21 protein-coding genes and 1 riboswitch are annotated in these 17,857 nt (G+C 46.7%); of the genes, 1 reads left to right on the forward strand and 20 read right to left on the reverse strand.

The genetic code is table 11. From position 1 onward, the window contains the following. Positions 1 to 79: 79 nt before the first annotated feature. Positions 80 to 1,462: an IS4 family transposase gene (locus tag H569_RS0116075; protein ID WP_027365835.1), complete on the reverse strand. Its 1,383-nt coding sequence runs from the start codon at positions 1,460 to 1,462 to the stop codon at positions 80 to 82. A gap of 194 nt (positions 1,463 to 1,656) precedes the next feature. Here H569_RS0116075 and H569_RS0116085 point away from each other — a divergent pair, with 194 nt between their 5' ends. Then, on the forward strand, positions 1,657 to 2,442 hold the full coding sequence (locus H569_RS0116085) for a hypothetical protein (RefSeq protein ID WP_027365836.1): 786 nt from the start codon (positions 1,657 to 1,659) through the stop codon (positions 2,440 to 2,442). Between the two features lie 39 nt (positions 2,443 to 2,481). Here the strand turns inward: H569_RS0116085 and H569_RS21475 are convergent, their stop codons facing one another. The 19 genes from H569_RS21475 to H569_RS0116195 all read right to left on the reverse strand — a co-directional run. Then, on the reverse strand, positions 2,482 to 3,480 hold the full coding sequence (locus tag H569_RS21475; protein ID WP_027365837.1) for a hypothetical protein: 999 nt from the start codon (positions 3,478 to 3,480) through the stop codon (positions 2,482 to 2,484). Positions 3,481 to 3,610: 130 nt separating this feature from the next. Beyond that, complete coding sequence (locus H569_RS0116095; RefSeq protein ID WP_027365838.1) at positions 3,611 to 3,874, reverse strand: hypothetical protein; 264 nt, start codon at positions 3,872 to 3,874, stop codon at positions 3,611 to 3,613. A gap of 162 nt (positions 3,875 to 4,036) precedes the next feature. Beyond that, a complete protein-coding gene (locus tag H569_RS0116100; RefSeq protein ID WP_027365839.1) occupies positions 4,037 to 5,005 on the reverse strand; it encodes a ParM/StbA family protein in 969 nt (322 codons plus the stop codon). A 257-nt stretch (positions 5,006 to 5,262) separates the two neighbouring features. After that, complete coding sequence (locus tag H569_RS20695) at positions 5,263 to 5,922, reverse strand: HD-GYP domain-containing protein (protein WP_051273715.1); 660 nt, start codon at positions 5,920 to 5,922, stop codon at positions 5,263 to 5,265. Positions 5,923 to 6,038: 116 nt separating this feature from the next. Further along, positions 6,039 to 6,125: riboswitch (cyclic di-GMP riboswitch) on the reverse strand. A 302-nt stretch (positions 6,126 to 6,427) separates the two neighbouring features. Then, the gene (locus tag H569_RS0116115) at positions 6,428 to 6,712 is read right to left on the reverse strand and encodes a hypothetical protein (protein WP_027365840.1); all 285 of its coding nucleotides are present in this window, start codon (positions 6,710 to 6,712) and stop codon (positions 6,428 to 6,430) included. After that, positions 6,713 to 8,893 (reverse strand): hypothetical protein, encoded by a 2,181-nt coding sequence (locus tag H569_RS0116120; RefSeq protein WP_207637580.1) that lies wholly within the window; start codon positions 8,891 to 8,893, stop codon positions 6,713 to 6,715. Between the two features lie 43 nt (positions 8,894 to 8,936). Beyond that, on the reverse strand, positions 8,937 to 9,614 hold the full coding sequence (locus tag H569_RS0116125) for a hypothetical protein (protein ID WP_157833564.1): 678 nt from the start codon (positions 9,612 to 9,614) through the stop codon (positions 8,937 to 8,939). An 80-nt stretch (positions 9,615 to 9,694) separates the two neighbouring features. Next, positions 9,695 to 10,312, reverse strand: coding sequence for a hypothetical protein (locus tag H569_RS0116130; RefSeq protein WP_027365843.1), 618 nt, complete (start codon positions 10,310 to 10,312; stop codon positions 9,695 to 9,697). Further along, positions 10,293 to 10,724 carry a TadE/TadG family type IV pilus assembly protein gene (locus H569_RS0116135; protein ID WP_027365844.1) on the reverse strand — a complete coding sequence of 144 codons (432 nt, stop codon included), beginning with the start codon at positions 10,722 to 10,724 and terminating at the stop codon, positions 10,293 to 10,295. Before H569_RS0116135 ends, H569_RS0116130 begins: the two co-directional genes overlap by 20 nt. A gap of 3 nt (positions 10,725 to 10,727) precedes the next feature. After that, entirely contained in the window at positions 10,728 to 10,904 is a 177-nt protein-coding gene (locus H569_RS22320) for a Flp family type IVb pilin (RefSeq protein WP_114679314.1), read from the reverse strand. Between the two features lie 68 nt (positions 10,905 to 10,972). Next, positions 10,973 to 11,167, reverse strand: a complete 195-nt coding sequence (locus H569_RS0116145; protein ID WP_027365845.1) for a hypothetical protein — start codon at positions 11,165 to 11,167, stop codon at positions 10,973 to 10,975. Positions 11,168 to 11,393: 226 nt separating this feature from the next. Next, positions 11,394 to 12,188 (reverse strand): hypothetical protein, encoded by a 795-nt coding sequence (locus H569_RS0116155; RefSeq protein WP_027365846.1) that lies wholly within the window; start codon positions 12,186 to 12,188, stop codon positions 11,394 to 11,396. After that, complete coding sequence (locus H569_RS0116160) at positions 12,185 to 13,126, reverse strand: type II secretion system F family protein (RefSeq protein WP_027365847.1); 942 nt, start codon at positions 13,124 to 13,126, stop codon at positions 12,185 to 12,187. The genes H569_RS0116155 and H569_RS0116160 overlap by 4 nt, the downstream gene beginning before the upstream one ends. Continuing rightward, the gene (locus H569_RS0116165; protein WP_027365848.1) at positions 13,119 to 14,477 is read right to left on the reverse strand and encodes an ATPase, T2SS/T4P/T4SS family; all 1,359 of its coding nucleotides are present in this window, start codon (positions 14,475 to 14,477) and stop codon (positions 13,119 to 13,121) included. Before H569_RS0116165 ends, H569_RS0116160 begins: the two co-directional genes overlap by 8 nt. After that, positions 14,380 to 15,135 (reverse strand): Flp pilus assembly protein CpaB, encoded by a 756-nt coding sequence (cpaB, locus tag H569_RS0116170; RefSeq protein WP_027365849.1) that lies wholly within the window; start codon positions 15,133 to 15,135, stop codon positions 14,380 to 14,382. The genes H569_RS0116165 and cpaB overlap by 98 nt, the downstream gene beginning before the upstream one ends. After that, a complete protein-coding gene (locus H569_RS21480) occupies positions 15,122 to 15,670 on the reverse strand; it encodes a prepilin peptidase (protein ID WP_027365850.1) in 549 nt (182 codons plus the stop codon). Before H569_RS21480 ends, cpaB begins: the two co-directional genes overlap by 14 nt. Continuing rightward, a complete protein-coding gene (locus H569_RS0116180; RefSeq protein ID WP_027365851.1) occupies positions 15,667 to 16,092 on the reverse strand; it encodes a hypothetical protein in 426 nt (141 codons plus the stop codon). The genes H569_RS21480 and H569_RS0116180 overlap by 4 nt, the downstream gene beginning before the upstream one ends. A 78-nt stretch (positions 16,093 to 16,170) precedes the next feature. After that, positions 16,171 to 17,259, reverse strand: coding sequence for a hypothetical protein (locus H569_RS22630; protein WP_157833565.1), 1,089 nt, complete (start codon positions 17,257 to 17,259; stop codon positions 16,171 to 16,173). Between the two features lie 57 nt (positions 17,260 to 17,316). Then, the coding region (locus tag H569_RS0116195; protein WP_207637581.1) for a hypothetical protein at positions 17,317 to 17,857 on the reverse strand (541 nt) is incomplete at its 5' end.

Raw genomic sequence — 17,857 nt, forward strand, 5'->3', positions numbered from 1 at the left:
CTCAACTTTCCCAGAACCAAAAACCACTTTAAGCTAGGCCCAGCCTGGTACCAGGGAAATTAATTGCTTATGTTGACAATCAGAATGCATTAGCAACAGCAGGTAACATCGTTTCCCTTATATATATTGGCAATTGCTGAAACCATACTTTAACTTTTTCGGCAACAGATATTACTTGGGATTCTACCGTATTACCAGTCAGGATGGAATTCATTATCAATAACAATTGGGTAAGGGCTGTTTGATAGTCAAGTTCCTTTACCTCATCACACATTATAAAGAACAATTCCCCTAATGACTTAGGGTCAGTATTTAACCGTGACTCCCAGGATAATACAATGTATCGAGTAAAAATAATGCTGGTATGAGCTACCATCATATCATAGGACCGTCCTTGAAATTCTTTAGCCAACTGCAAGTAGGACTTAGCAACCTTAAAAAAGGTCTCAATATCCCAGCGCATGCCGTAACAGCGAACAATTTCTTCATTAGATAAAGTACAATCAGTACTGAGTAAAGCTAACCACTGGCGCTTTTGATGTATATTTTTTACAAACACAATTTTAGCTCTAATACCTGATTCGATTTCAACGATAACTGAAGATAAAATACGTTTATCGGAAGAATCAGCAACAGGAGTCGATTTTTTATAGAGTTCTTTTAAGGTCAATAGAGTTAGCCATTTATCGCCATAAATATACTTTTGATTGAGATCCTTTACCATCCCAATGACAGTAAGACCTTCGCTATGCAGGGATTTAATCAATGGTGTTAACATAAACCAGCTATCCATTAATATGGTATCCGCCTGAACGCCAGCTTTTAATGCACGGCTAACAAGGGACGATACAACCTCTGGAGTACTTTGAATCGCTTCTTGGCGGCGTTTATAACCATGTGTACGTTTGTCTATTGATGAAGATACTTCACAGTAGCGATTTTTGGGTTTACTTGAACTAAGCAAGGAAAAATCAATTGGCACAAAGGAGTGCCCGTCCGACCAACCTAAGGTTAGCATCCGGAACCCTTTAACAAATTTACTGCTGGTGTGGTCAAAGACGTTGGCCAATAACTCTACACTTTTACTTCTTCCACGGCTATAAAGGGAATCGTCAATGATTAGCACACGTTTTCTTTTGGAAGATGTAAGCCGGGCCATTTTGGATATTACATCCTGGCTAACAGCCAATAAAAAGTTCCTCCAGCCATATCGTGGATTATTCAAAAACCGATAGACTACATTTTTACCAGGCAGATTCTCTTTTTTAGAGCTCTGGAGCAATCTAAACCAATTTTTATTTTCAAAGACCATAGAAAATATCAAACAAAAAACTGTTAAACAGGAGAATCCCAATCCTTTAACTATGCCAGCTTTGCGCAGGTAATGTGCTATTTTTAACTCTGAAAACGAAGATTGAAGTCTTTTTGGTAGTTGCTTAACCCCTGAGTTTTTTATTATCATGATCATGGACACCTTCCTTGGTCGGGTAATTTTGGTTTTTTGGCAATTCCATTTTACCAAAAGGATTGGTGTCTTTTCTTTTTTTTCTAAAGATTTCAAGGGTTATTTTATTTGCCAGCAAGGCCGCTTAACCATTGGGATAAAGGTTGTTTTGCAAGTGGGAAAGTTGAGTTAATGCCAAAGAGTACGACCCGATGATACATGGTGACAAAATATATTGCTGCGGTTGCCAAAAACCAGTTTCCCATTCCAACGCAAAAAACAGTAACATTGAGCCGTATTTTAAAACTACTGGTAGAGGCAAGTCAAAACATAAAATTGACTGTCCAGAAAAAAGAGAAATTAAGCAAATTAAAACTATTAAAAGCCTAACCCGATATACAACTAATTTAAATAAAATAAACCCTGATGACTTCCATGTCATAAAGGTGGCTTTAAGTAAAACTAATATTGACCATGTACCTCATGGAGAGATAAACGAGGTAAGTAAAGACAATTCTAAGAAAAGACTTGATTACATCCTCAGATATTCAGGTAATCAAAAACGTTTACCTGTTCAAATATCTTCTCTGGCCACGATTGCCAAGCTTTTGAGTAAAAATAGTTTAAAGAACTTAACCAAAACCTTTTTTGATATAAATGGAAATACTTGGTTAATTAATCAATTTATTATTGATCAAAACCAAGCATTTGAAATTGCTTACTCTGGTAATTTTTATATTCCATATTTTGTTGTTTACGGAAAAGTTGGCTCTGTGAAAAAATTGGACAAAGTCATGTATATTAACTTTGATCAACAGGACGGTCTAAAGCCATTCACAGCATATGTTCTCTCCAGTTATTACGAATATTTCACTTACACTAAGGAGCAGTTGGAAGGAAATTATGTCCTTATCCAAGGGCCTCTCAAGTTTAATGCTCGCTATAATCAAGCCGAAATCCAAATTAAGTGGAACAAACAGCTATATATTATGAAATAGCTTTTTTTGATTTAATTCACCGCCTTTTCTGCTGATTTGCTAGTTTCTGTATAAGGACTTGATTAGGTCCCTTTTGTTTTCGTTTTCGTTTTTGGCTTTACATTCGTTTCTTGGAACTTCACCTCCGTCGATGCTTTGTCTTTTCACCAAGTCCTCTTTTATTATCGTTCTGGCTATACTTTCAACAAGTCCTAAATAATTGCCCTTTAATTTACCCTGCTCTTCAATCTGATTAGCCCGCCTGATAGCCTTCTGCACCTGACCGGGACTTGCACCGGTGCTCAGGCACAGCTCTTTAATAAGCTTGTTAACTTTAGATAATTCTTCACGGTCATTATCAGCCTCTGTATTTCCGTCTATCCATCCATCCATCGATCCATCAATCGTGTTGTTGTCCAAGATAACATTATCTCTATTAGCTGATGGATGGATAGATAGATAATCTCTGTTAGTAATCTCTGTAGTAATCTCTGGTATTGCTTTTCTGTTTTGTAAGGTTTGATTTTCTATATTAGAATTTCGATTTTCTGTTTCGAAAGTTCCATTTTCTAAAACAGAAAATGCATTTTTCGTTTCGAAAAATGGAAGGTCAACTTTGTAATCTTGTAAAACGTATCCCAATTTTAACAGATCCTTACTAATTTTAGCCAGGTTAACCCGGTACTGCTTGGTTCTATCCCACTTATGCACCGGGTTGGTTCGCTCGCTAATCCAACCGTTTTTAATTAAATCTTTTAAATGATTTCTAATGTTGCTGGCTGATATATTTAACATTGTTTCGCTGGATAGTTCCTCTGAACTTTTATAGATCCACCCGTTGCTCAATTGTATACTTATCTTTGTGCCGTCTTGTTGGCATCTTTCCTGCTCTTCTGTTATGAATTTATCAAAATCCTGTACCCTTTCACTCCAGTAAATAAATTGGTTTAAAATAATTGCTTTTGCGATATCACCTGTTAATTTTACATATTCCTCTTTTACGACTACCCTTTTTAATTTTTTTAATTCCTGTTTATCCTGTGTTTTATATTCATTCATTTTTGCTCATCCCCCGAGCAAATACTACTGCTTATGAGATCGTTTATTATCGTAAGCATGGTATTATAGGAATTCCCATCACGGTCAATCATTTTAACCACCTTTCATCGATTAGTATTTTTGTCACCGGTCAAAGATTCATGAAAGCTTCTATATCAAACGATAATGTATTTTGGTGTTCCGATCCGGCATCTGGCTTTCCTTCAATACCGCGATTTTTCGCAATTTCGGCCAGTTGTTTTTCTATTCCGGCCAGACGTTCCTCCAGTTTAAACGCCGTATCCAGGAGTTCTTTCGCCCTGGTTGCCCTCTGGCCGGGAGGATAATGGAACAGCGGGTGGCCGACGGGCAACCACAATTCCAATCGCTTAAACTTTTTCTTATCCCTCGGCATTATGAACCACCCCCATAAAGGTACCGGTATGTCTTCATCCAGTTTTCATGCGGTGTTGGTACATTTTTTACTTTCCCGGTACCGGTACATAATGGCCATGCAAGCCAGCGCCATATAATAGTACCGGTACCTGAAGCGGAATATTGCCCTCAACGCCAGTTTTCACGCGCCTTTGGCGGTACCGGTACCCACCCTTAAAAACCCTTTCGCGTTGGCCCATTGCGGGTTCGGCAGGACCTCGGCCGCCGGGAACATTTCCATCAATTTCGGTAGCGCTTTTACTCCACCACCGGCCAGGTAGAACTTGGCCATAAAGTCTCCTTTTTGCCCCAGGGCCGCGAGCACGCGGTCGGCTATGGCCCGGGCGGTATTAACGCGGGCTTCTTCTACAGCCGCTGTCAGGTCCAGTTCCTTGCCCCGGAATGTAATTTTACCCTGTTCGACTACGGCGTTCGTAAGACCCACATCGAGTGGAGTTCCTGTTGTGGATTCAAACACGGAGTTCACGGCTTCGTGCATTTGAAAGATACCGTATTCAACGGAGCCGCCGCTTTCGGGACGGACAAGGTTATCGACCATTCTTGCCAGTACATAATCCGTGGTTTTATATCCCACGTCTACAAGGCAGACGAGTTTATTATCGGGAATGTCCGAAACGGTTAGTAACGCTCCGGCTCCCTGGGGGTAGACTACGACTTTACCGAAGGAAACCCTGGTATACGGTCCCCCGTCTATGGATACCTCCGCGTGCAACGCTTCCAGTTCCCTGCGCAGCTCTTCTTTCTGCAGGCGGTAGTACGCCACGGGAAGGCCGACCACCAGTGTGGCCCCTTGCCGGGCTTCCAGAAGACGGGCGGCGGCCAGGATAAGGATGTGGTGGTTGGGGTGTTTATATTTCTCCCGGTCCAGGGTAAAAGTGGCCCCCTGTCCTTCGCGCAAGGCAAGTTCACCAATAAAGCACTTTTTTGTACCGCCGCTTAACTTGTGTATTTCGGCTATGTGTCCATAACCGTTACGAGATAGTTCGGCCAGGGATAATTCCCGGTGAGGGGCCACAACGGAAGGGATAAGTACCCTGCGGTCGGGTGATATGGCCTTGGTATGGCTGTAGCCTACGTCGATTGCTATCATGCAACCAGCTCCTTTCGATAAATGATCAGAAAATAATCTTTAAAAAACGATATTTTTTATCACACCTCCCCTTCAGATTTCTTTCATTCGGTCATCTCCATAAATGTTATCCCTTCCGGTATTTCCGACTTCGTTACCCGTCAAAATAAAAAAAGCCTGGATTTTTTCATCCAGGATAAAACAGGGCAAAGTGGGGATAATATTATTCACCTTTCATATAGCCCTTGCGCCGTGGCCGGCGGCCAGGGGCGCTTATATTATATAATCTTTTGCCCAGCGTGCTTTTCCTTTGGCAGATCATCAAAAGTCAAAAATACTTCCCCGGTCAGCCAGGCCGGTTGAAAATCCATCTTATCACGTTCTACTATAAGGCGGCAAAACCTTTCCACCAACCAGGGGTCAAACTGGGTGCCGGCGCAGCGGCGGCACTCCTCCAGTGCCTCCCGCCTGGACATCCTGGGCCGGTAAACCCGGTCCGAAGTCATGGCGTCGTAACTGTCGGCTATGGCCAGAATACGCGCGCCCAAAGGAATGTTTTCCCCGCGGATTCCTTCGGGATACCCGTTTCCGTCGTAGCGTTCATGGTGATGGAGGGCCATAACGCTGATTGTGTACATACCGGGAATGGCCGACAGTATTTCGTGGCTGTAAACCGGGTGTTTTTTGATTTCCTCCCATTCGGTAGCAGTCAATTTGCCCGGTTTACGCAGGATGTTGGTGGGAATGCCCATCTTTCCTATGTCGTGCAGTAAACCGGCAAGGTAAATGCGCTGCCGCTCCTTTTCGGGCATACCCAGTTCACCGGCCAGTAAGGCGGCATATCCCGCTACCTGCCGGGAGTGGCTGGACGTATAGTTGAGCCCCAGTTCCATAACATTAATCAATGCCCGCGCGGCATGGACAAGTGTGGATTTCATGCTACACCTCTTAAATATGGAAATTATTGTATTAGTGCACTCACCGGATAGACATGTAAAAAAATCAAAAGGACCAGGTCGTTTTTAAGGATGACCTGATCCCTGAAAAAAACAACCCCGGCAACCTGGCAATCATGCTTCATAAGAAGTTTAGACCCATGGCTTTGCGTCCCGCCCTTTCGGACGGTTTGCCTTTGTCTAATATTGTTGAATTATGTGGTTAATGTCTCTTCTTTAGGCACGATTTAGAAATTTCGACAGCATGGACTATTATCCTTTAAAAATTTCATTACCTTTGTACTATTTGTATGGGACAGTGATCCAATTTTAATAGAACCAAATGGGGAGTACCATCATTAGGACGAAATATGCGTATAAGCACCATTGTTTTTTGTGTCGGATAAGACAACAGTATAGTGTACCTCACCTTCTTTAACTTACTTAAAAATCGTTAATACTTTCGTTTTTTGATGTTTTCGTCCAAAAACTTCCCTCCCCCGTTGGATCAGGCCCGCAGCAACTCGCGGGCCTGATCGTAACATACCTCCGAGTGATTTCTCTCCAGAAGCCGGTCAAGCGTCTTGCCCGGTTCGATGTCCGTGAAATGAAAAAGATACCTCGACCAGCTGTTGGGATTCGCGGCGGCCAGCAGAAACATCGCGGCGTCATCCCTGACCCTGGGATCGCACGATTTGGCGTCGCGCACCGCGCGGAGAATGATGACCGCGGCCAGGCGGCGGTAGCTGTGTTTGTCGATGTCCGCATCACTCCTTTGTTGTTTTACGCTCATTTAATTTCTTCCCTGTAAAACTACAAACCAATCCTCGTACACGCTTCCCATAGTTTTTACCACCCCAGCTGCATATTTTGGATCGCTTATTGTTGATAACCTGGTATCTCCTTCAGGACTGGTGCCTGTTAAATCCATACCTACCACAGTACCATCCGGACATATATCCAGGCTCGCTTCTGTCCATAATTCGATCAACCACCGGTTTGTCCGGCTACCGGCGGTATTTTGACCCTCTATTTTATGTACAGTTGCTTCTAATCCGAGATAAGGGAAAACCGCGTTCAGTGATGTAATAGGGCCTACGCTGTCAACTAAAAGGCCAACTTTACCGCCGGCTTTCGTTACCGGCAACTGGTCTGCTGTCATACCCTCTTTGATCACCAAATGTGTTGCCGGGTTATTTTTATCGGGTGCCGTTTGCCCTGTGCCCGGGCTGACAAGCTCCTGTACCCGTGGTCTTTCCAATCCGACGACACAAAACCGCGCCGGGTCGGACCACTCCGACGGGATACCGACGGCATCAAAGGTTTGCAGTTCTATAGTAAATTCATAATCCCCGGCCGCCCATAAGGGACCCGGAGTATCCGGGGATTCACTGGTCGGTATTCTAAACTCCGGCTCCGTACTGTTTACAATCCCGGAATCGTAAACAAGCGTTCCGTCGAGTTTTTTGATAACAGCTTGAAACCCTGATTGTGAATCGCCAGGGTCCGGGTCTTGAAAAGACCAATTAATAACGGGTGTAGTCGTAGAGTAGCAGTTTGCAGGCAAATTCAATTCGGGTTTATTCGGCGGGTTACCGGCTTCCCATATCACCGCTATCTCCCCGGGCACCGGTGCCGCAATTTTGGGTGTAACTTCAGGGTTAGTGGTTGCCAGTTCGGCTTTCCATACCACTCTGCGATCCGCCTGAAATTCCGCCCATAATTCTTTTGTATTTTGATTGGGGTAGGCTTTATCAGCTTCGCCAATGCTGTTCCAGGTGTTACCGTCATCAGTGGTTACTTCGCAGTACGTTGTGCCGGCATCGTTCCGCACTCGCCAAACCTTTTTGAATGTTGAGCCGTCGTTGGCATATGACCATGTTACCGACGTGCCGGCCGGAAGAACATGGTACGCGCGTACTCTGACGTAAGTAACTTCAACGCCCGGGTCGAACACATTTGAAACAACTGTTGCATTAGGTGCATACCCCCCAAGCTGGGAAATACCGCTTACGATCTTTGAACGGGCAGGGTCATAGACAAGTTGACCGGTTGCCTCGTTAAACAGGTAATACTTAACCTCGTCGCCATCAACAATTATTCTGTCGTAAGAACCCGGGCGAAGGGCAACGCTGGTTGGGTTTGATAAACCCGATGTAACCGATAAAACGCTGTTATATCTCAAACCGCTGCCATCAAATGAATAGTGCTGCACCTTGTTCCCGTCAATGATGACCGTATTCAGGTTGTCGCCGGCGCTTATCGCTTTGGGGTTGTTTAGTCCGGTTATGGCCAGAGCCGGGTTTTCAACCATCTGAGAGCCCGTGCTCATAAAGAAACGGGCCTGGTTTTTCTCCAGAACCGTCATGGTGTTTTGATCCGGATACAGGGCCAACCCGATGGGATTTGACAGTTGGACCGCCGGTTCCAGGGAAACGTCCCTGACCCCGTTTGTATAAGCGTTCACTTCGTTGCCAACCAGCCCCGCAATGCTGGTATCCCTGGCGCCAATTGATATTACATTAGCCAACCCCGCCGCGCTTAACGCCGGGTTCTCAACCATTTGGGTGCCGGTAAAGGAATAATGTTTGGCGCCGGTGCCGTCCGCTACGACAACGTCCGGGTAAGGCGCCGGTGCCGCCAAAGCCAGCGGGTTGACCTGCCCGGGCACTTCCAAGATGGTGTTTTCAACCATGCTGGTGCCGTCCCAGGAATAATGGATTACTTTTGTTGGTGACAAAACTACATAATCAGGTGAGCCGTCCGGCCAGAAAGCCACCGTGTTTGGCGCGAAACGCGGCAGGCGGATCTCGTTGTTCAACGTATCAACCACGGCCGTGGTTTGCGACTGGTCGATTATAGCGGGGGTATCGGCATCAGTAATGCGATATTCCCATGTACTGGTTGCCCATGCCGGACCGGCAAGGGCAAAAATACATATTGCTGTTAAAATTAAATTGCGTATTACACTCAACGGCATCCCCCCTCATAAATAAAAAAACCTGCCCGAAAGCAGGTTATACGGCGGCGATATCGGCGATTTTCCATCCCACTGAGGTTTTGTATACCGTTACCAGGTTGTTAACCCGGTGCCCGTCAACAATGGAATTTATTTCAACCACCGCTGTTTTATCCTTAATGGAATACCATACAGGCTTTACTTGCTTGATTTCAAATTGCTCAAATGGAGGATTATTGCTGAAGATAAACTGGCCTGTTTCAAATAACTGCCTGGTGTATCCGACTAAATAACGAGCCGCTTCTCGATATTTCTTATGCGAAGTCGCGAACAGGTAATTTGAGTATACCTCCTTGATGTCCTCGATTTCTTTGCTGTTCACGGGTGAAACGGCGGTGACGCCCGTGGTGACGGGTGGAGTAATCTCCGCGCGGTATACCTTCCAGCCACCGCCGAGGTTTTGCAAATACAAGTTGTACCATAAAACATCAATATCCCCGCCGGCCAGTTCGGTTTCCGCTTTAACCCGGGCAAGTGCCCACTTTTTTGATACGGATGAAACCTTTACATCAAAGTCAATAACTTTCGCGCCGCTGATTTTTTCCGCCTGTTTACGGCGGTTCTCGATGGTCGCCAGCGCCGTACCGGAAGCAAGACTTTGAATTTTATCCCAATCCTGGCCTGCCAGCGAATAGATAAACGTTTCGGCTGTTTTGTACGGGCCGCTGGCTAACAAGACGGGCCGGATGAAGATAAGGAATAATATCAAGCCGGTTGCGATTAAGGTAAAGCCAAATATAATTTTCCCTTTTATATTTATCCCCCCTGTTTATGAACCACTTTGGCCGAGGCCCACCTTATGGCCTCCGCGGCGTTTTGTGTGGCGACCGGTAAAATTGACTGCCTGATCACCGCCACGCACCCGGGACTGTCAAGAGTAACTGTCCGCTCGCCGGGGCCGTAAGTGATGCTATCGACATCAATGGAAAACTCCTTGGGCAGTGTATCAAAGGGAAGTGGCTCCTCCGAATAGGCGCCGTTGATAAACCTGTATTCATACGCCCCGGGCGTATAAGTGTCATCACCGTTGTAAACCACCAGCACGTAGGACGGTTTTGAGGACATCCCGGAACCTTTCAGGGGTTCCAGCGTCACATCGGACAGCCCAAGGTTATATGCCAAAACACGTTTAAATGTTTCGTGCGCCCGGTCGGGGTCTATGCGCAGCGCGCCGTTGGCCTGGGCGGTTTTATTGACGCACATGGCAGCCGCCCTGGTCGCCTCGGCCACGGCGTGCTGCAAATCGTTGTCCGCCCCGTGGATCATGCGCGGCTGTTCAAGGGTCAGCATTATCCCCGCTATAAATAAGGGTATGACCATTAAAAGCACGACCGTAAAAACGCCGCCCCGCTGGTCACGGATTAACTCTCTCACTCAAAGCCCTCCCCGATACCCGGATTAGAAAGCTCCCGTCCGGCGCGTCCGCCCCGATCAGCGTGCCCAGGAAAAAAGGCTGGGTATTGGGTTTCGCTTCCACACGCAGCCAGACTTCGCTTTGCGTTGGATCATCCGCATTGCGCAGAACCGGGGTAACAGGCGCGTCGATGCTTTGCACCTGGCAGCCGATGGCGTTGAATTTTTGGATCATGCCGTTTCTGTCCGCATCCGTAAGGTATCCCTCAACCCGGATGCGGTCGAGGTAGTAGTTTTTAATGTGGTCGGCCTGCTGGTTCTTGACCTGGATCAACCAGTAGTCGGTTGACACAAAAACAAGAAAAAACAATACCAGCCCGCAAATTAAAAATTCAACCGCGATTATCCCGCGGTTGCATTTGAACACCCGCATAAACTAAAACCCCGTCTCGTTGATCTCGGTGATACTTGTTTTTACCCTGTTATGCAGGTTTTCAAAGCTGGGGGTCAGCAGGCCCACCACGACACTGCTTATCGTGGCCACGGCGACGATGGCGATTAACAGTTCCACAACGGTGACGCCGCGTTGATTGCGGATAAATCTTTTAATCATACAGTGCACCTCCTGAAAATTTTCCCTTGAAACAAAAAAACGGGCCTGGTGTCCAGGCCCCGTTTCGATTACCAGTTGCTGATTTGTGTGTCAACCTTGGACGTTACATCGCCCGCCGACTTGGTAAGACCGCTGCTGCTGTCACCTTTCAGGGTCGTGAAGATTACCCCGGCCAACGCGCCGAGGGCGGCCATGATGACCATGAGTTCGATAACGCCGTAACCATGTTGATCCTTCACAAAACTACGCAAAGTTTTAAACATATTAAAACCTCCATAATCAATTTTTTAAAATTAGTAAAACTAAAAACCAACGCCAGTGCTTTTAAGAATTTTAAGTATTAACCAGGCTATCGATCCGACGAGTGCAGTCATAATTACTATTAACTCGTAAAAAGCTGAATAGCAACCATGATGATCTTTTATAAAACCACGTAATTTTTTTAGCACAATACCACCTCCCATGAATAATATTTTTAATTCCTTTAAATTAAAAACTAATGCCGGCGCTTCTCAAGGTACTGGCGACGTGCATAAAAAGAACACCCGCGATCATACCCATTGCGGATACGAGCGGGAGCGCGCGGTAAAGCATCATGTAGGTGGGACGCCGGTTGATTTCAGCTCTTTCAGCCGCTTCGCGCATCCGCTGAAGGCGATCCGCTTCCCGTCTTATCACCCCCTCAAGATTGCCTATACCGGCCCTTTCGATTTGGGCCAGTAAAGAGGCTAAAATATCGGCTTCCGGCAGGTCCACTTCGCGGCGAAAGATTTCAAGGGCCTTGGCGCTGCCTGCGGGCCAGTAAACAAGCGCCTTGTTTATCGCCGGTTTCAATGCCGGTGTCAGCAGTTTTGCCGCCTGCAGCGCATGGTTCATGGATAGCCCGGCCCGCATATACAGTTCCACCGCCTCAAACAGGACGATAATTTCCCGCTGTTTTGTCCACTGCCGCATCTTGATCAGTTGCTTTCTTATTAACCAGGTAAGTAAATATCCCGCGAGAAAACCTATAATAGTTACGTTAACTATTTTCGTTGTTCCCAGCGACAGCAGGCACATAAAAACTCCGCCCAGTACCGCGCCGGTTGCGTCAGCGCGGTTTATGCGGCTTCCCCTGTTTAATTGCGGTATCTTATGCGGTATCTTAAAGGTTATTGCTGGTTTAAAATTCAGCAGTCGGGCCAGCAGTAAATTGCTGATCCCGGCGGCGCACAAACCTGTTCCCAGCGCGGAAATGATTAGCAGCCCTTGTTCGATTAAAACCTTCCCGTTTAGACCCGTCAAATTTTACTACCCCCCAAAAGCCGGTCCATGACCATCCAGGTGATGGCCGAGGCAAAACTGGCCATCACCACAAACCGGCCAATCACGGTGTTTCTTAAAAATTCCTGTGTATCCGGCGTCCAGCTGTTCAGGATAAAGTAGACCGGCAGGGGTGAAACTGCCATGATCATTGAAAGCACACGCTCGCCCGATATTTCGCTTTTGTTCTTTTTGTCGAGTTCCTGGGCCACAGTGATTTTTGAGATCAGTTCGTAAAGCAGCGGCGCAATCGCTTTCCCGTGTTTCCTGGCGGCCCTTAAAAGCTGCACAAATATATAACCGTGCACTGTGTTTAATGAGAGCGCCAAGTCGGTGAGCACGGCGTCCACATCGTGCCTATATGTCAACCGGTTGCAGGCGCGCTTGAAAATGCCCCCCACGGGGTTTTCCACTGTTTTCGCGGCCGCCGCGAAGCCCCGTTCCAGCTGGGGTGTTACGGAAAATTCCGCCGCGAATACGCGGACCGCCCTGGCCAGTTGTTCCTCCACTTTTTCCCGGTGGGCCTGTTTAATCTTAAATATGACCTGGCTCGGCACAATCAGGAACAGAATTGCCAGAAGAAGGGCCGGTACCGGGTTGTTAAATACCGGTATCCCGGCCGCAAACACAATTAAGGCCAGAAGCATCAACGGCGGCTTGACTTTGAAATCTTTCGGCAGGCGTTGTTCCAGACGGGTTGTCCAGTTTGTAAAGCTGTCCAGGGTTTGTTTTTTGGTTGCCGGGTCCACCGCCAGTATGTTCGCCAGCCTGCTATTACGCATTAATTTGACTTTGGGTATCAGTGTAATTAGGCCATAGGCGGTTAATCCCAGGCCCAGGCTGACCAGGGCCAATAAAAGATGTTCAACGTCCGGTTTTAAATAGACAAGATACTCCTGGATGTGCTCAAGGTTAACCATTGTTGTAAACCTCCCGGATTTGGGTTTCGGTTACCCCGTGCCGTTTCATTTTGTCGATCAATTTATTGCTTGGTTTTCCAGTAAACCCCCACTCGCCGCTGCCCAAAAAATCATCGCCGTGAGGTTCCCATTTGATTAGATCGTTGTAAATAATTTCACCGTTATTTTCAATAATTTCCGTTACGGAGACTACTTTTTTGACCCCCCTTACACTGTCGCCGAACATCTGTATAACAATGTTGTACGCCTGCGCGACGCGGATTTGGGCGGTGTCGAGATCAAGATTCAAGCCTTCTTCCAGCATAAGCATTGCCGTGCCCCGGACGGCTTCTTGTGGGCTCGGGAAGTGGGCCGTGCCCATTGAACCGTCATGGCCGCGGCTGCACGCGTGTATTGATTGCCGGGCCTCGCCGTAACCGCGATATTCGCCGACGATAATCACGTCGGGAGTAAAGCGCAGGATGGATTCAAATATTTTGTCAATGGGTGCGCCTCTTTCCGGGTGCGATTCCAGTTCCAAAATTTCACGGTCGGGATATGCTTCAGCGATCCGGATTTCCCGGTCGGTGTCAAGGATTCTAACCGCCAGTTTCGGGTTGAGTTCGCCCAGCAGCTTGCGGAGCAGTGATGTTTTACCCGTCCCGACGCCGCCGCACAGCAAGATGTTACACCTTCCTTTAACCAGTAAACTTAGTAACTTCCATACTTTCTCATTTAAAGTGCCGAGGCGTGTGAGATTTTCAACGCTCATGTCCACCGTGTCCCGCTTGCGCAGGGCAAAGCAGAAATCCCGGGCCACCGGCCTGCACATGGCGGTCAGGCGCGAACCGTCCTCCCTGATCGCCTCTAAGCGCGGTGAGCTTTCGTCCAGGCTTACACCCGTGTCGTGGATAATCATGCGCCTGATCAGTTCTTCGGTTTCCTGCGGCTTGAGAACGATGGGCGTTTTTTCATGTTTGCCCTGGCGCGTGACAAAGACCCGGCCGTCATCCAGCACCCGTATTTCATCAATACCCGGCTGGTGGTAAAGCTCGTCCAGGGGACCCAGGCCCCAGTACCGGCGGAAAATGGCCTCGGTGGCGGCATCCAAATCATAACCCTCAACCGTGACAAGGTGTTCTTCAAGCAGGTCCCGGATATAATTTTGGGCCTGTTTTATGGCGTCGGGTTTACCCGCCGTCGCGCTGTTGAAGATATTGTTCCTGGTCTCGTCTTCGTTTTTGGCAAAAGTTTTTTGTACGTACTCCCCCGCTTCATCGAGGGTTAGCAATTTTTCCTGTATTTGCTGTGGTTCCCGGGCTTTCTTTTGTGGCAGCAGCCGGTTCAGCTGGTAAAGTAGTTTTTGGAGCAATGGTATCCTCCTTTCTCTTGACGGCCAGTGCAATGGAAGCGCTTTTGGGGCCGGACCCGCCGATTACTTTATCCACATCTTCCGGTTTGACCAGCAGGTAAATGACCCGCGGTTCGTTGGATGTTGGCGTGACCATTTGTTTGTTATTGTCCTGGTCAAGCCTGGCGCCTTTTTGATCGCAAACGGCAACAACGCGGACATTTTCGGCGACAAGGGCCGCCATTTTGCCGGTCCATACCCCGGTTTCGGGCAATAGCCAGTATACGTCTACAAGGTCGCCCGGTTTGACTCCGGCCGCCCGGGCTGCATCCACGTTGACCCCGATCTGCCGCTGGTTGCCGTAAATGTCTTTACTCGCCAGAACTTTTTTGTTGATCTGCCAGCCCTTTTGCAGGGCCGCCGTTGTGATTTTCCCAATGGCTTCCCGTGGGTCGGTTACCGCGTCGGCCTGCTCCGACCCGGCGATAAACTCCTTATATGTGATATCATCGCCGGTTATGGTGGTATAAGGCGCTATGTCCCGGGCCGCCACCGGCAGGGAAACCATGTCTTTATGGGTTTCCAGGTAGCTTTGCAGGTAAAGCCAGCCGCCTACGGCGGCGGCCAGGCCCAGGATGATGGGAACAACTTTGATCACGGTGTTTTTAATACGCGACAAGAATATCAAACCTCCCCGTTAAGAATAAGACGATAATTGCCACGGCCAGGCAGGTGCCAAAGGGCACCATTGACTTTGAGACCGTTTCGGTGTCATCCAACTTTTCAAACTCGAAGGTTCCTTTTACGCCGTAGATAAATCTCAGTTTTGCGTTGATTAAGAATCTTGTCAGCCTTTCTTTTAATTGACCGGACCGGTACAGTTTAATCATTCCCCACGCGGCGCCGAAGCAGGAAGCGGCCAGGATGACCAGATACAGGCCGCGCCAGCCCAACCAGACACCGAGGGCGGACATTAGTTTTCCGTCGCCACCGCCCATGCCCCCCAGGGTGAAAAGGATTAATCCGACGCCAAGGCCAAAGAGCATACCCAATAGACCGTCAATTAAGTTGCCATTGTTTAAAATGCGGTACAGCCAGCCCAGGGCAAACAGAATTATTAGGGGTATGTTACCGATGTAATAGCTTTTGATGTCTGTTCGGGCTATGTGCAGCAGCGCAATTGAACCACCCAGCAGAATATAGTTTTCGATCATATGTTTCCCCCTTTCAGGTATGAGCATATTGCCGCGGGGTCTTTGATATACCGGCTGTTCTTTGTCAGCAGCGCCGGAACGGAGCCCGGGTCGAGGTCGGTAAAGTACACATTACCGCTTAACCCGGCGTTTTGGGCCTTGACCAATGCGCTTTGTACTTCACTTTTACTTCTCAACAGCGCCCCCACAAGGACCGGTTGTTTTTCTTGCGGTAATTTTGCAATTTCTTTCAGCACGTCGTCGCAGAGGTGGCACCAGGGGGCGAAAAACAAAACCGGGCGGTCTGCCGGGTTTAAATATTTGGCAGCTCCGGATGCGGATATTACTTTTACTTGCTGTGTATGTCCCTTTATGTTGGGCGCAATTGCAAATACAACAAGGATTAGTAATATGACGGCAAGGTATACATATGATTTTTTCACCAGCTTATCCCTCCTTTATTTTTCCTTCACAAAAAAAAGGGGAACGCGGTCAAAAATACCGCATTCCCCTTGCGTGAACTATATTTTAAAGAATGTATATGAAGTTTGGGCCACGTTGCCACTGTCCGGTGCAGTTGGGTTATCGCTTACCATAATGGTGGCCGTCTTAGCTCCGGCACCGGTAAGTCCCGTAATATTTATGCTGTTACTTGAGACCCAACCACTGTCAAAACTATCACAGGTTACGCGATAACGGAGGTTGCTTGCTGGGCCATTATCGCTTGCGGATATTACCACGGTATATGTGCTCCCGGTTGTGCAGGTTGCCCCGTTTGTTCCCGATACTTTTTTGATGTCGGGAGGCGTATTGTCGTTGGACGCCAGCATGTTTTGTATGTTTGTAATTTTGGTATCCAGGGATGGCAATTGCGTATTACGTATATAGCCGGCAATATTGCCGACACTTTCTGATTTACCCCCATAGGCAACACCGTTATACCACGCATTGTTCATGGCATCTGCGGCTCTGTCGTATGTTGCTGATAAAGATTTACCGTTATTGCCGACACCGTTTACTATTGAGTTATATGCATTCCATGCGTTGCTATTAGCTGCGTCTGCTGAAGATTTTGCAGCATTTGCGGCATTATAAGCGTTTGATACTGTATTACTTACTTGTAAGAATTCATTAGAATCAGGTATACTGAAACTGCTCCCATAACTTGTTAAATATATTTCTACAGTACCCTTTGCTGAAGATGATGAAGCATAACCAAAATAAACACTAAACGTTATATTTTTTAAAAGTGGACTAATAGCCAATGTATAAGTTTGATTTGAGCTGCTAGAATCATATGGGCCAAACACAAACCAATTTTCATTAATGTCCTGACCACGTAAATAGACATATACATGAGTTCCATATACAGTATAAAATCTTGTAGTAAATACAGCTTTATTGAAAAGCCTACCAGAAGGTACAGTGAATATAACAGACGAATATTTTGTTGAACCATCAACACTAGCATCATAATAAAAACTAAAATCAACATTACAACCAGTATCACTACTTGGTAGATAAGCAGCACCTAGAGAACTTACTGCATTTAGATTAAATACTGTTAAAAATACCATTATACAAAGTATAACTTTAGTATTTTTGAACATTATGCTTTAACCCCCTCATAACTTAATTTAATGTTGGTGGCTCTTTATGAATGGTGTTCACTTAACAGCAAGGCTAGATTCACAATCCTCACCGCCAGTCGATAATCCGATACATCTTGTTTCTGCAATGAACCATTTTATAAAATCGTCAACATAATCAAATATTCGGTCTGCCCAATGATGTACCGGGCTTCGTTCTCCCTTGAGCGGTTGTCCTACTACAACTGACCTTTTTCCTAAGCCTACACCCAAGGCCCAATCCGCATGAGAATCTGAGCCGCAAGGCAGAAGTAGGATTATGAAATTAGCCCAATTAATTGCCCGTTTATTATCCATTACAGCCTGCTTCAATTCTGGTATGTTTATATACTCGCTGTATTTATGAATACTTGGATCAAATTGCTCGGGATATTTTTCCGGTGGAATCTCGGGAGATTTCCTGCAATTGGGGTCTGTAAAATCATATACTCTATGCCCCAATTCCCGAAGTTTAATTGCTAATTCTCTAACTGTATCCCTGTTTTTCCAGGATGAACTAATATAAATTTTCATAATGTCCTCCTTTAGTATTTTAGACAAACTGCACAATATGAATGTA

This window comes from Desulfotruncus alcoholivorax DSM 16058, assembly GCF_000430885.1.
Classification (GTDB): domain Bacteria; phylum Bacillota; class Desulfotomaculia; order Desulfotomaculales; family Desulfallaceae; genus Desulfotruncus; species Desulfotruncus alcoholivorax.